This is a genomic window from Streptomyces sp. NPDC060198 (assembly GCF_042728415.1).
Lineage (GTDB): Bacteria > Actinomycetota > Actinomycetes > Streptomycetales > Streptomycetaceae > Streptomyces.
This window is the reverse complement of record NZ_JBHWZJ010000042.1, coordinates 20,676-32,968: the sequence shown is the minus strand read 5'-3', so window position 1 is coordinate 32,968 and position 12,293 is coordinate 20,676. Positions and strand designations below refer to the sequence as shown.

Here is a 12,293-nt window from a genome sequence, read left to right as displayed (position 1 = left end):
GGGCAGAGGTGTGATCGACACCCTGCCCGGCCCCCGTCCGTCCGGCTCAGGCGCTGAGCGGGAAGACCTCGCCCAGCTCGCGGAAGACGGCCGTGTTGAGCGCGAAGGCGCGCTTGCATTCGTCCACGATGCGCTGCCGCTCCAGGTCGTCGGCGTCGACGGCGTCCAGTAGTTCTCGGTAACTCCGCTTGAAAGCGGCCGGGTTGGTTATCTCCTCGAAGACGTAGAACCGCACCCCGTCACCCTTGTGCGCGAAGCCCCAGGTCTTCTCGGCCCGGTCGCGGATGATCTGGCCGCCGGAGAGGTCGCCGAGGTAACGGGTGTAGTGGTGCGCTATGTACCCGGCGGGCCAGTCGCGGGCGCAGGTCGCGACCCGTTCGGCGTACGCGGCCGTGGCGGGCAGCGGCTCCAGGCCCTCGCGCCACTGCGGCCCCCGCAGGTGGGCCAGGTCGCGTTCCAGTTCGGCGAGCCGCATCAGCGGATCCTGCACGAAGGGCCCCGCGACCGGGTCCCGGCGCAGCCGTTCGGCACCCTCCTCCAACGCGCGGTACACGAACCACAGTTGTTCGGTGTAGCGGGTGTACGCGTCCACGCCCAGGCGTCCGCCGAGCAGGTCGCCCATGAAGGTCGAGGTCTCCGCTTCCGTGTGCTGCTCGTGGGAGGCGGTGCGGATGACCGTGGAGAACGGGGTGACGGTGCCGACGGACGTGTCCAAGGCGGGCCTCCGGGGGCCGAGGGGGCGGAAAGCGTGACGGTGCGCAGGGCGCATGGCGCCGCCGCGGCGGTTCGCGCCGCGCCGGCCACCCCGATCCTCTTACTTAGGCTTACCTAAGTCAACTGGTTGCCGACGGCTCGTCGGTAAACCTGCTCGCCGAGACTCCGGCAGGGCGCCGCGTGGACTCCCGACGAAAAGCTGCTCCGCCGGTGGATCAGAGCGAGCCGGGACGCAGGGGCCGATCCGGCTCGTCGTCCTCGCTCATGAAGTCCTTGATCCCCTGCCAGAGTGAGCGCGCCCGGTGGACGACGGCACCCTCCGCACCCTCCAGTACCTCCGGGCGTTCGCCGAAGCCCACCGGGAGCGGGGGAAGGCCCAGCGTGTGCAGAGTACGCACCAGCAGCTCCGAGGGGTCGCCAGGATCGCGCAGCAGCCGCACCACCTCGCGGGCGTCCCCGCCGGATGCCCCGACGAACAGGTCCGCGTGCTTCCGGGCGGTCTCCAGGGGTGGCACGGTCCCGGGGCCCGTCCAGACCTGCCGGCCGACCGTGTCCCCCTCGCGGACCAGGCTGAGGGAGCGTCCGTCGTCGCCCTCGCAACGGGCGACGAACGCGACCACCCCGTCGGCGTCGAACGCGGTCCCGGCGATCTGCGCCAGCCCGTCGAGCCGCAGGAGCGTCGCGCGGCGCCCCTTCTTGTTCCGGGTGTCCTGGGAGGGGGCCGTCTCCATCAGCGTCCACCGCCCGGCCGGCGCGAGCCTCACGGTCGCTCCGGTGAGCAGCAGTTCTCTGGACGCCTGCTGCGGCGTGGCCAGCACGTAGGCGATCTCCCGCGCCGCCGCTGAGCCGGCGATGTCGGGCAGCGGCACCGCGGGTGCGGGGACGGTGCCCCCGCGCGGCACCGACCGCGCCAGCTGGGCGCGTGCGCCGTCGCGGACTCCGAGGAAGCCCGCCAGCGGATCCCCGAGGTAGTACCACGGTTCCCGCGAGGCGTACCGCCCGATGGAGCGGTAGACGTCCAGCGACTGGGCCCAGCGCCTGCGCCGGTTGAGCATCCATACGAGGTGGTTCCGTACGAGGCGGGCCTCGCGGTCCTCGGCCGGCCGGGACGCCGACCAGGCGAGCGCGGTGGTGATGATCTCGTCGACCCGGGCGGCGGCGACCGCGCCGAGGGCCCCCTTCGCGGCCTTTGACGAATCAGGGCCGATGTCCACCAGCGCCACGACCTCCAGCGCGCGCAGCGAGGAGCCTTCGGGCGCGGCCGCGGCGACGCGAGCCGCGTGGCCGAGTATCTCCTCGTCGCTGCCGTGCCACTTCGCGGCGAGGTACTGCAGGGCGACGATATGGGTGGGTACGTGGTGGGGTGCGCGGTCGAGCGCGCTGCGCAGGCAGTCGTCGAACACCTCGCGCGGCGCTCCCGCCCCGATGCAGTGGTTCAGGGCCGCGGCCCACGGAACCGGGTCCCCGGGGGACGCCGCGACGGCGGCCTCGACGACCGGCAGCGCGTCGTTCAGGAGGGCGTGGAAGGCGTGCATCCGGTCGGGCGCCACGTCCTTCGCGAGCGCGCCGGTGCGTACCTTCCACGCCTCGGCGATCCGCCGGAAGGCTTCGACCGTGAGGGCGTCGGGGTCGTCCGGTGCCCCGGCAAGCCAGTCGTCCAGCCACCCGGCGTCCGCCAGGGCGAGCTCCGCGAGCGTCCCCACCGCGTCGTTCCGCAGGGCCCAGTCGCCCTCCTCGCGGGTGGCCGCCAGGAGGGCGCGCGCCGGGACGTGACTGCCCCGGCGCGCGACGGCCAGGGCTCCGGCCGTGCGTGCGTCCGGCGGGTCGACCACCACCGCGTGGTCGGGTGGGAGACCGGCTCCCGTCGCCTCCAGATGCCGGACCATGCGTGCACCGCCGCCGAACATGTTCCCCTCCTCCTCGCGAAAACAGGTGGGGTCATGATCGCCGGTGCGGAGCCCGCGTGGGGCCTGTTCCCGGCGGCCTTACGGCAGCGTGAGGATGTCCGCCCCGGTCTCCGTCACCACGAGGGTGTGCTCGAACTGGGCCGTGCGCTTGCGGTCCTTGGTGAGCACGGTCCAGCCGTCGTCCCACATGTCGTATTCGTGGGTGCCCAGCGTCAGCATCGGCTCGATGGTGAACGTCATCCCCGGCTGCATCACGGTGGTGGCGTGCGGGCTGTCGTAGTGCGGCACGATCAGGCCGGAGTGGAACGAGGTGTTGATGCCGTGCCCGGTGAAGTCCCGCACCACGCCGTATCCGAAGCGCTTGGCGTACGACTCGATGACCCGGCCGATCACGTTGATCTGGCGGCCGGGGCGGACCGCCTTGATGGCCCGGTTCAGTGACTCGCGGGTGCGCTCCACCAGCAGTCGGGACTCCTCGTCCACGTCGCCGCAGAGGTAGGTGGCGTTGTTGTCGCCGTGCACGCCGTTGATGTACGCGGTCACGTCCAGGTTCACGATGTCGCCGTCGCGCAGCACCGTCGAGTCGGGGATGCCGTGGCAGATGACCTCGTTGACCGAGGTGCACAGTGACTTGGGAAAGCCCCGGTAACCGAGCGTCGACGGGTACGCCCCGTGGTCGACCATGAAGTCGTGGGCCACGCGGTCCAGTTCATCGGTGGTGACGCCAGGCGCGATGTGCTTGGCGGCCTCCTCCATCGCCTGCGCGGCGATCCGGCCGGCGACACGCATCCGCTCGACGGTGTCGGAGTCCTGGACCTCCGGGCCTGTGTACGGGGTCGGGCCCGGCTTCCCCACGTACTCGGGGCGCCGGACATTTCCCGGTACGGAACGGACGGGAGAGATCTCCCCGGGTACGAGCAGCGACTGACCAGACATGTCAGCGAGTCTAACCAGCGCCCCTGGGGCAAGCTGGCCATGAGGAAAGGAGTCCCGATGGCCCTGTTCAAGAAGCGCACGGTCGGCAAACCGGGCGAGTGGTACTACTGCCTGGAGCACAGAAAGGTCGAGGAAGGCCCCGAGTGCCCGGCGAAGGACCGCTTCGGCCCGTACGCCTCGCGCGAGGCGGCGCAGCACGCCATGGACACCGCGCAGGAGCGGAACCTGGAGTGGGACACCGACCCCAAGTGGCACGACCGCAACCGGCCCCCGGCCTCCTGACGGAGTGGAGGTCCCCACGGGTGCCGGCCGCGGATCGCCCTGCCGCTCAGACCGCCGGCACCCCCGGGGCCCCCGGCACGTCCGGGATGCCGGCGCCCGTCGTGACGGCGGTGGCCGTCGCGGCGGCGTCCCTGCGGCGTACGGCGTCCTCGTCGGTGGCGGAGTCGTACCGCAGCAGTTTCGGGAGCGCCGCCGTCAGCAGTGCCACCGAGGCGACGCAGGCCACCCCGCCCGTCCAGACCGCGGAGCGGGTGCCGGTCCAGCCCGCCATGGCGCCGGCCCGGACCTGGCCGAGCTGCGGCCCGACGCTGTAGGAGAGCACCTCGATACCGGCCAGCCGGCCCCGCAGCTCCTCCGGAATGGTCTGGTTCCAGATGGCCGAACGGCCCAGTCCGCTCAGCATGTCGCCCGCACCCGCGACGCCCAGGCAGACCAGCACCGGCCAGACGCTCCCGAAGAGCCCCGCCCCTGCGATGGCCAGCCCCCAGGCGGCGGCCCCGAACACCACGAAGAGACCGTGCCGCCGCACCCGGGAGGTCCATCCGCTGGTCAGCCCCAGCGCCAGGGAGCCCACCGACCCGGCCGCGTACATCAGCCCCAGCGACCAGGGGGCGTCGAGGTCGTCCGCGAGGAACGGGAAGATCGTGTTCGGGAACGCGAAGAACATCGCCGCCATGTCGATCGCGTACGTCCCCAGCAGCACCGGCCGGCTCCACGCGTACGCCGCGCCCTGGGCTATCCCGCGCAGCGACGGCTTGACCGCGTCATGGGCGGGCGGCGCGGGGGTGAGTCGCAGGCACAGGACGACCGAGACGGTGAAGGTGACGACGGTGACCGCGTACGCGGTGGCGTGCCCGGCGTAGGCGACGACCAGACCCGCCAGGGCCGGACCGGCGATCGCGCCCACCTGCCAGCGCAGGGCGTTCAGCGCCGCGGCGGCCGGCAGGTGCTCGTGCGGCACGATCCGCGCCAGCAGCGAGTCGAGCGCCGGCCGCTGGAGCCCCGCCAGCGCGGACACGCCGCCGGCGACGACGTACAGCGGCCAGAGCAGCGGGTCCGGCAGCAAGGCGTTGACCAGCAGGATCACGGCCAGCACGCCGAGTCCGGCCTCCGTCGCGAGGATGACCTTGCGGCGGTCCTTGGCGTCCGCGAGCGCCCCGCCGTACAGCCCGAAGACCACCATCGGCACGAGCTCCACCGCGCCCATCGCCCCGACCGCCAATGGGGACCCGGTCAGCTCCTTGATCTGGAGCGGCAGCGCGATCAGCGCCATGAAACTGCCGAAGAACGTGATCAGCCCCTGGCCCCAGAGCAGCCGGAAATCTGCGGAGGCGTGCCAGGGGGCGAGGTCGGGGAGGGCGGCACGGAGGATGCGGCGAGTGCGGGAGGCGCGGCGGGGGCTCGGGACGTTCACGAGAGATCATGGTCCGTGCCCCAAGGGGGTCGACGCAAGACCTTTAGGCGCTGAATACCCGCCCCACCAGCGAAGATGCGGACGCGTGGGGGCATTGGGCGGGGGTGCGGAGGCAGACCCGCCGCTACCAGCGGGCCGGTGGCGGCGCGGTGAGCCGGTCGGCCAGCCGCGAGAGCCGGTCCCGGAACGAGCGCCGCCCGTGCGCGGCCGGCCGACCGGTCTCCCCGGCCGCCGCGCTGACCAGATGCTGCACGGTGTCCAGGTCCACGTCGTCCTCCTCGGTCACCACCAGCGCCTCGTGGCCCAGCCCCCGCACCTCGGGATCGCCGCCGCCCAGCGTGAGCACGGTCGCCCCCGAGCGCCTGGCGTCCCACACCCGCTCCAGCAGCCCGCCGTCCGGCCGCTCCGGTGCCACCAGCAGCAGCGTCTCGCCCCGCCCGGCCGCCTCGATCCGCCCCAGCCCCACGGCCAGATGCGCCGGATCGGCCGGCCGCACCCGGTGCCGCACCAGCGTGGGGGTCAGCTCGGGCAACCCCGACCAGGTCGCCTCGTCGACCAGGTGCGCCGCCAGGTGCCATGGCTCGTACGTCTGAGTCCCGACCAGCAACAGCCCGCCGCCCTGCGGGACGACGGACGAACGAAGGGCCCCGGCGAACCGGCGGGCCGCGCCCGGCCACTCGGTCCCGGCGAGCACCTCACGCAACAGCGCCACACGCACGGCATCCATGGCCCGGCATCATGCAGGAGCCCGGGGCCGTCGCGCAGCCGGACACGGAAGGTGCACCCGTACGGGACGACCCCGCCACGGTCCGGGGTATCCGACCGCGGTCCCGGTACTCCCCAGTAGTGTCGGGACCATGACTACCCACGACAGTGCCGGTGCGCCCAAGGCGCCCGCCAAGGACCCCTGGGACCTGCCCGACGTCTCCGGACTCACCGTCGGCGTGCTCGGCGGCACCGGGCCGCAGGGCCGCGGACTCGCCTACCGACTCGCCCGCGCCGGGCAGCGCGTGACCATCGGCTCCCGCGACGCCGCCCGCGCCGCGGAAGCCGCCGCCGAACTCGGGCTCGGCATCGAGGGCGCCGACAACGCCGCCTGCGCGCTCCGCAGCGACATCGTGATCGTCGCCGTGCCGTGGGAGGGCCACGCCAAGACGCTGGAATCGCTGCGCGCGGAGCTCGCCGGCAAGCTCGTCGTCGACTGCGTCAACCCGCTCGGCTTCGACAAGAAGGGCGCCTACGCCCTCAAGCCGGAGGAGGGCAGCGCCGCCGAACAGGCCGCCGCCCTGCTGCCGGACTCCCGGGTCACCGCCGCCTTCCACCACCTCTCGGCGGTGCTGCTCCAGGACCCCGCCATCGACGAGATCGACACCGACGTGATGGTGCTGGGCGAGGCCCGCGCCGACACCGACATCGTGCAGGCCCTCGCGGGCCGGATCGCCGGCATGCGCGGCGTCTTCGCCGGGCGGCTGCGCAACGCCCACCAGGTCGAGTCGCTGGTCGCCAACCTGATCTCGGTCAACCGCCGCTACAAGGCACACGCGGGACTGCGCGCCACCGACGTGTGAGCCGTACCGGACGTTCCGCTCCCGGGGCCGTACCGCTCCCGGGGCCGTACCCGGGGCGGAACGGATCGGGGCATGAGGGACACTGGACAAGACCGCGTACCACCCCGGACAGGAGCCTGACCCATGCCCCGCATCGCCCTCTACTCCCTCGTCGTCTGCGTCCTCGCCGTCGTCGCGGCGGCGGTCTCCTTCGCCCAGGGCAGCCTGCTGGGCATCCTCTGGGTGCTGGTGGCGGGGCTCTCGTCCAACATGGCCTGGTACTACGTGCGCCGCCACCGCCTGACCACCGGCGGCTGACCGCGACGGACGCCCCGGGGCCGGGACGCGGATCGCACGCAGGCTCGCCGCGTTGTCGGGATCACCCCGGCACATCCAGTATCGGGGCGACCCTCCGCCGTGCGATCGCACGCACCGGACGCCGCCGGACCCGCCTTCCGCGCGGACGGCGCCACTTCCGCAGCACGCGTTAGCCGGACAGCCCCGCCAGAGCCGTGCAGCGGGGGTCCTGCTGGTCGGTGAAGTCCCGCCAGAAGCGGTAGAGGTCCTGCCCGCAGTACGTCTCGAAGTCGCTGACCCCGAGCCCCCGCAGCAGCGCGTCGACGGCGTCGAAGAACACGCCGTTCACCTCTGGCACCCACAGCAGCGCGAACACCGCGATCAGCCCGAACGGCGCGAAGGGCTCCACCTGGCGTCGCACCCGGTACGACAGCCAGGGCTCGATCACCCCGTACCCGTCCAGCCCCGGCACCGGTACGAAGTTCAGGATCGCGGCCGTGATCTGGAGCATCGCCAGGAACGCCAGCGCGAACCGGAACCCGAGCGGCACCCCGTCGAGGCCGCCCAGCCAGAACGGCGCCGTGCAGACGACGGCGAACGCGACGTTCGTCAGTGGGCCCGCCGCCGAGATCAGGCTGTGCTTCCACCGGCCCCGGATACGGCCCCGCTCGATGTACACGGCACCGCCGGGCAGCCCGATGCCCCCCATGATCACGAAGAGCACCGGCAGCACGATGCTGAGCAGCGCGTGCGTGTACTTCAACGGGTTGAGCGTCAGATAGCCCTTGGCCCCGATCGAGATGTCCCCGCTGTGCAGCGCGGTGCGGGCATGCGCGTACTCGTGGAGGCAGAGCGAGACGATCCAGGCGCCCGTGACGAAGAGGAAGACGGCGAACCCGGTCCGTTCGGCGAACCCCGTCCACACGGCCGCGCCGGCGGCGGCCGTGACGGCGGCGATCCCGAGGAAGACCGGGCTGATGCGCCGGTCGTGGCGGCTGATCCCAGTGGTCATGCGACGAGAGTAGGCGCACCTGCCCAGTCCCCTTCTCGCTTTCCTGCCCCTTCGGGCGGCGCCCCCTTCCCCTGTGCCCGCTCGGGCACGGTGAAGGGGGCGGGCGGCCCCGCATCGTCTGCGCAGCCCAACTGCCGTGCGAGCGCGAGGGAGTCGGCGTGCAGCTGCCCCTGCTGGTCTTCGCGATCGGTTCCGGGTCCGTCTCCCGTGCGCCACGCCTCCTCGATGTCCTGGCCGAAGTCCTGCTGCCGGTCGATGCCGCGGGCGGTGACGAAGTGCCTGCCCGGCCGTGGAAGCCTCTCCCGTACGGAGATTCCATCGTGGAACTATTTTGGGGGCGAGGGTGACGGTTGCACCTGTGCGCGAGAGCCTGATGGGTCGCGCTCGTGGTGCAGGGGGAGGGGGGTGCTTTCCGGTTGGCCGTGAGGGTCTGGCCGCTGGGGACGCGACGCCGACGACCCCGGAACGTAACCGCATGGGCGCGGACGGCGATTCGACGGCTCGCGAGCTATCGGAATATATCGGGTGGCTGTGCGATCCCCGATCTCTTTCACGGACAATGGCCCCGTGCGCTACTGCATCCTCGGTACGACCCAGGTACTTCGCGACGACGGCACGGCCGTCGCCCTCGGCGGGGCGCGGCTGCGTGCCCTGCTCACGGTCCTCGCCCTGAGCCCCGGCCGGGCGGTCCCGGTGGCGGTGCTCGTGGACGAGGTCTGGGACGGTGAGCCGCCCGCCGACGCGCCGGGCGCGGTCCAAGCGCTCGTGGGCCGGCTGCGCCGGGCGCTCGGCCGGGACGCCATCGCCTCCGACGAGAGCGGCTACCGCCTCGCCGCCGAGCCCGAAGCCGTGGACCTGCGCCGGTTCGAGCGGCTCGCGGGGGAGGGGAGCCGGGCCCTGGAGGCCGGTGACGGCGCGAAGGCGCTCGACGCCCTCGACGCCGCCCTGGCCCTGTGGCGCGGTCCGGCCTTCGCCGATCTGCCGGACCGTACCGCCGTCACGGCCCGCTGGGAGGCCCGGCGGCTCGCGGCCCGGCGCGCCCGGGGGAGCGCGTACCTCGCGCTCGGCCGCGCCGAGGAGGCGCTGCCCGAACTGGTCGCCCTCTGTGCCGACCACCCGCTCGACGAACCGCTCCAGGCGCTCCGTATCCGCGCCCTGCACCAGGCCGGCCGCACCGCGCAGGCCCTCGCCGCGCACGAGGAGGTGCGCGCCCTGCTCGCCGCCCGCCTCGGCACCGACCCCGGAGCCGAACTGCGCACGCTGCACGTCGAGTTGCTGCACCACGACAGCGCTCCGCCGGTGCGCCCGGGGGTGGAGGCCGCTCGCCCGGATCGACCCGGCGACCGGCCCGCGGCCCCGGCCCGTCCGCTCGGGCCCGACGCGCGGACGCCCGCGAGCGGCGTCCCGGAGGTCCGTACCCCGTCCACCCGGCCCGCCGCTCCGGTGGCCCTGCCGCCGCTGCGCGCGCCCTCCGGCAACCTCCGGGCCCGGCTCACCAGTTTCGTCGGTCGCGAGGCGGACATCGCCGCGCTGCGCGAGGACCTGGGCCGGTCCCGGCTGGTGACGCTCCTCGGCCCCGGAGGGGCGGGCAAGACCCGGCTCTCCCAGGAGGCCGCCGAGACCGTCGCCGACGCCTGGCCCGACGGCGTCTGGATGGCCGAACTCGCCCCCGTGGACAGCCCCGAGGCCGTGCCCGAAGCGGTGCTCTCCGCACTCGACGCCCGGGAGACCGTGCTGCGCGGCGCCGGCGCCGAGGAGATGCGCGTCGCCGAGGGAGGCACCGCGAGCCCCCTCGTACGCCTCACCGAGCACTGCGCGCGCCGCCGGATGCTCCTGCTGCTCGACAACTGCGAGCACGTCGTCGGCGCCGCAGCCGCGCTCGCCGACCACCTCCTCGCCCGCTGCCCGGGTGTCACCGTCCTCGCGACGAGCCGCGAACCCCTGGGCGTCCCCGGCGAGTTCGTCCGCCCGGTCGAACCGCTGCCGGACCCCACGGCGCTCCGCCTCTTCGGGGAGCGCGGTCACGCCGCCCGGCCCGGCTTCCGGAGCGACGCGGACCCGGCGACGGCCGCGGCCAGCGTCGAGATCTGCCGCCGCCTCGACGGACTGCCCCTCGCCATCGAACTCGCCGCCGCACGGCTGCGGATGCTCAGCCCCCGGCAGATCGCCGACCGGCTCGACGACCGCTTCCGACTGCTCTCCAGCGGCAGCCGGACCCTGCTGCCGCGCCAGCAGACCCTGCGCGCCGTCGTCGACTGGTCCTGGGATCTGCTGGACGCCGCCGAACGCGCGGTCCTGCGGCGGATGTCGGTCTTCGCGGGCGGCTGCTCCCTCGCGGCGGCCGAGGCCGTCTGCTCCCTGAGCGTGGGCGACTTCCCCGGCGCGTACGCCGGGATCACCGGGGACGAGGAGGCGGTGGACGTCCGCGACGTCGCCGTGCTCCTCGGCTCACTCGTCGACAAGTCCCTCGTCGTCGCCGAGGAGTCGGGCGACGGCGAGATGCGCTACCGGCTGCTGGAGACCGTGGGGGAGTACGCCTCCGAGCGCCTGGACGAGGCGGGCGAGCGAGCTGCCGTCGAGCGGTGTCACCTGGTGTACTACCGCGAGCTGGCGCGTGCCGGAGGCCCCCGGCTGCGCGGCCCCGGGCAGCGGGCCGCCCTGGAGCTGTTCCGGCGCGAGTACGAGAACCTGCGCACCGCCTTCCGTCACGCGGCGGCGTTGGAGGACGAGCACGAGTGCCTCTGCATCATCCTGTCCATGGGCCCGTACTGGATGCTGCGCGACCTGCGTGACGAGGCCCGCCAATGGGCCGACACGGCGGCGGCGCTCGGCCCCGACCCGTTCGCCCCGCCGGGGGTGCCCGCGCCCCCGCTGCACGAGCGGTGCACGGACAAGCCGCCGCCCATGGAGCCCGACCAGCTCATGGAGGCGCGACGCGGGGTGCGGCTCATCCAGATCGCCAACATGGACCACGAGATGGATCTGTGGATGACCGAGGAGAGCATGGAGCGCCTCAGGATCATCGCCCACACCTACCGGCCCGGCCAACCGCAGACCTGCCGTTCGCCCGGATCGCTCTGGGTCTTCGCCGTCATCCTCACCGGCGAGAGGAACGAGCTGTACGAAGTGATGGACGAGACCGTGCGCACCTGCCGGCAGTACGGCTACGAATGGGAGTTGGGGTCGGCGCTCCAGATGCGGGCCAACCTGCTCGCCAACCAGGCCGATTCGACCCAGGACGCCCGGGTGGACGCGGACGAGAGCCTGGAGATCTTCACCCGGCTGCAGGACGCCTGGGGTTCCGCCGAGGCACTGGCCTCGCGCGGCGAGGCCAACGAGCAGGCGGGCAAGTACCAGGAGGCCGCCGAGGACTACCTCGCCGCCATGGAGTACGCCGAACAGCTCGGTGCGCAGTCGCAGGTCGCCGTGTTGCGCACCCGGTACGCGAACATCCTCGCCGAGACGGACCGGACCGAGGAGGCGGAGGCCATCCTCCGCGACGTCATCGGCATGGACCGGACGAGCTCCGGCCACGAGGCGACGCCCTTCGCCCGGATGCACCTGGGCATGCTGCTCGGCCGTACCGGGCGGATCACTGAGGCGCGTGCCCAGATGGAGTTGCTGGCGGCGGAGTTCAACGGGCAGACGCTGGCCATCTTCGAGGGCTTCGTCATGGGTGTGGTGGCCTGGCTCGACAACGAGGAAGAGCTGTACGCGCAGGCCCTGAACCATGCGATCAAGGCGGTGGAGCGGGCGAACGACCGGCTGGCGCAGATGGTCGCACCCCAGATGACCTCCATCCACCTCGTGACGGCGGCCTGGGCGCTGGCGGGGCTCGGCGGCGAGGGCGGTGCCCGGGACGCCGCCCGACTGCTCGGCACGCAGGCCGCCCGCCTCTCCCCCCTGCACGTGCCCACCACTGTGGAGCGGCAGAACCTGGCCAAGGCCGAGGGAACTGCGCGCGCGGCGATCGGGGACGCGGCCTACGAGGCTGCCTACGCGGAGGGCGGTCACCTCTCGCTGGAAGAGGCCACCGCCCTGGCGGTCGCGCACAACCGCTGAAGGCCGCCACCACACGAGGTGGCGGCGGGACATCGGAGCGACACGCCCGTTCCGGGCGGGTCCGGAGGGTGTCGCGGCCCAGGTGATTGCCTGTTCCCGCGATTCGACCGGAAGGGCGGGAG

General features: G+C 73.2%; 10 protein-coding genes. 4 read left to right on the top strand and 6 right to left on the bottom strand.

What is annotated here, in order from left to right:
- Positions 1-46: 46 nt before the first annotated feature.
- The 3 genes from ACFWEP_RS08915 to map form a co-directional block, all read right to left on the bottom strand.
- Positions 47-715 carry a heme oxygenase (biliverdin-producing) gene (locus ACFWEP_RS08915; protein WP_387367828.1) on the bottom strand — a complete coding sequence of 223 codons (669 nt, stop codon included), beginning with the start codon at positions 713-715 and terminating at the stop codon, positions 47-49.
- A 214-nt stretch (positions 716-929) separates the two neighbouring features.
- The gene (locus tag ACFWEP_RS08910; RefSeq protein ID WP_387367826.1) at positions 930-2,621 is read right to left on the bottom strand and encodes a hypothetical protein; all 1,692 of its coding nucleotides are present in this window, start codon (positions 2,619-2,621) and stop codon (positions 930-932) included.
- Positions 2,622-2,699: 78 nt separating this feature from the next.
- Positions 2,700-3,557, bottom strand: a complete 858-nt coding sequence (map, locus tag ACFWEP_RS08905) for a type I methionyl aminopeptidase (RefSeq protein WP_387367823.1) — start codon at positions 3,555-3,557, stop codon at positions 2,700-2,702.
- A 57-nt stretch (positions 3,558-3,614) separates the two neighbouring features.
- Here map and ACFWEP_RS08900 point away from each other — a divergent pair, with 57 nt between their 5' ends.
- Positions 3,615-3,839: a hypothetical protein gene (locus tag ACFWEP_RS08900; protein WP_387367821.1), complete on the top strand. Its 225-nt coding sequence runs from the start codon at positions 3,615-3,617 to the stop codon at positions 3,837-3,839.
- A 46-nt stretch (positions 3,840-3,885) separates the two neighbouring features.
- Here the strand turns inward: ACFWEP_RS08900 and ACFWEP_RS08895 are convergent, their stop codons facing one another.
- Together ACFWEP_RS08895 and ACFWEP_RS08890 are read right to left on the bottom strand one after the other, a co-directional pair.
- Positions 3,886-5,253 carry an MFS transporter gene (locus ACFWEP_RS08895; RefSeq protein ID WP_387367818.1) on the bottom strand — a complete coding sequence of 456 codons (1,368 nt, stop codon included), beginning with the start codon at positions 5,251-5,253 and terminating at the stop codon, positions 3,886-3,888.
- 124 nt (positions 5,254-5,377) lie between these two features.
- The gene (locus ACFWEP_RS08890) at positions 5,378-5,980 is read right to left on the bottom strand and encodes a hypothetical protein (protein ID WP_387367815.1); all 603 of its coding nucleotides are present in this window, start codon (positions 5,978-5,980) and stop codon (positions 5,378-5,380) included.
- A 130-nt stretch (positions 5,981-6,110) separates the two neighbouring features.
- On the opposite strand from ACFWEP_RS08890, the gene npdG reads away from it, so the two are divergent.
- Together npdG and ACFWEP_RS08880 are read left to right on the top strand one after the other, a co-directional pair.
- Complete coding sequence (gene npdG / locus ACFWEP_RS08885) at positions 6,111-6,821, top strand: NADPH-dependent F420 reductase (RefSeq protein WP_358765662.1); 711 nt, start codon at positions 6,111-6,113, stop codon at positions 6,819-6,821.
- A 123-nt stretch (positions 6,822-6,944) separates the two neighbouring features.
- On the top strand, positions 6,945-7,118 hold the full coding sequence (locus tag ACFWEP_RS08880) for a hypothetical protein (protein WP_387367812.1): 174 nt from the start codon (positions 6,945-6,947) through the stop codon (positions 7,116-7,118).
- Positions 7,119-7,287: 169 nt separating this feature from the next.
- On the opposite strand, the gene ACFWEP_RS08875 is transcribed toward ACFWEP_RS08880, so the two are convergent.
- Complete coding sequence (locus tag ACFWEP_RS08875) at positions 7,288-8,109, bottom strand: site-2 protease family protein (RefSeq protein ID WP_387367809.1); 822 nt, start codon at positions 8,107-8,109, stop codon at positions 7,288-7,290.
- Positions 8,110-8,676: 567 nt separating this feature from the next.
- Between ACFWEP_RS08875 and ACFWEP_RS08870 the strand changes: the two genes are divergently transcribed.
- A complete protein-coding gene (locus ACFWEP_RS08870; RefSeq protein WP_387367806.1) occupies positions 8,677-12,171 on the top strand; it encodes a BTAD domain-containing putative transcriptional regulator in 3,495 nt (1,164 codons plus the stop codon).
- The last annotated feature ends 122 nt before the right edge of the window (positions 12,172-12,293 follow it).

What these genes read in the sequence shown, in the direction of transcription:
- ACFWEP_RS08910 (WP_387367826.1), bottom strand. Translation starts at nt 2,621, where the DNA reads ATGTTCGGCGGCGGTGCACGCATGGTCCGGCATCTGGAGGCGACGGGA.
- map (WP_387367823.1), bottom strand. Translation starts at nt 3,557, where the DNA reads ATGTCTGGTCAGTCGCTGCTCGTACCCGGGGAGATCTCTCCCGTCCGT.
- ACFWEP_RS08900 (WP_387367821.1), top strand. Translation starts at nt 3,615, where the DNA reads ATGGCCCTGTTCAAGAAGCGCACGGTCGGCAAACCGGGCGAGTGGTAC.
- ACFWEP_RS08890 (WP_387367815.1), bottom strand. Translation starts at nt 5,980, where the DNA reads ATGGATGCCGTGCGTGTGGCGCTGTTGCGTGAGGTGCTCGCCGGGACC.
- npdG (WP_358765662.1), top strand. Translation starts at nt 6,111, where the DNA reads ATGACTACCCACGACAGTGCCGGTGCGCCCAAGGCGCCCGCCAAGGAC.
- ACFWEP_RS08880 (WP_387367812.1), top strand. Translation starts at nt 6,945, where the DNA reads ATGCCCCGCATCGCCCTCTACTCCCTCGTCGTCTGCGTCCTCGCCGTC.
- ACFWEP_RS08875 (WP_387367809.1), bottom strand. Translation starts at nt 8,109, where the DNA reads ATGACCACTGGGATCAGCCGCCACGACCGGCGCATCAGCCCGGTCTTC.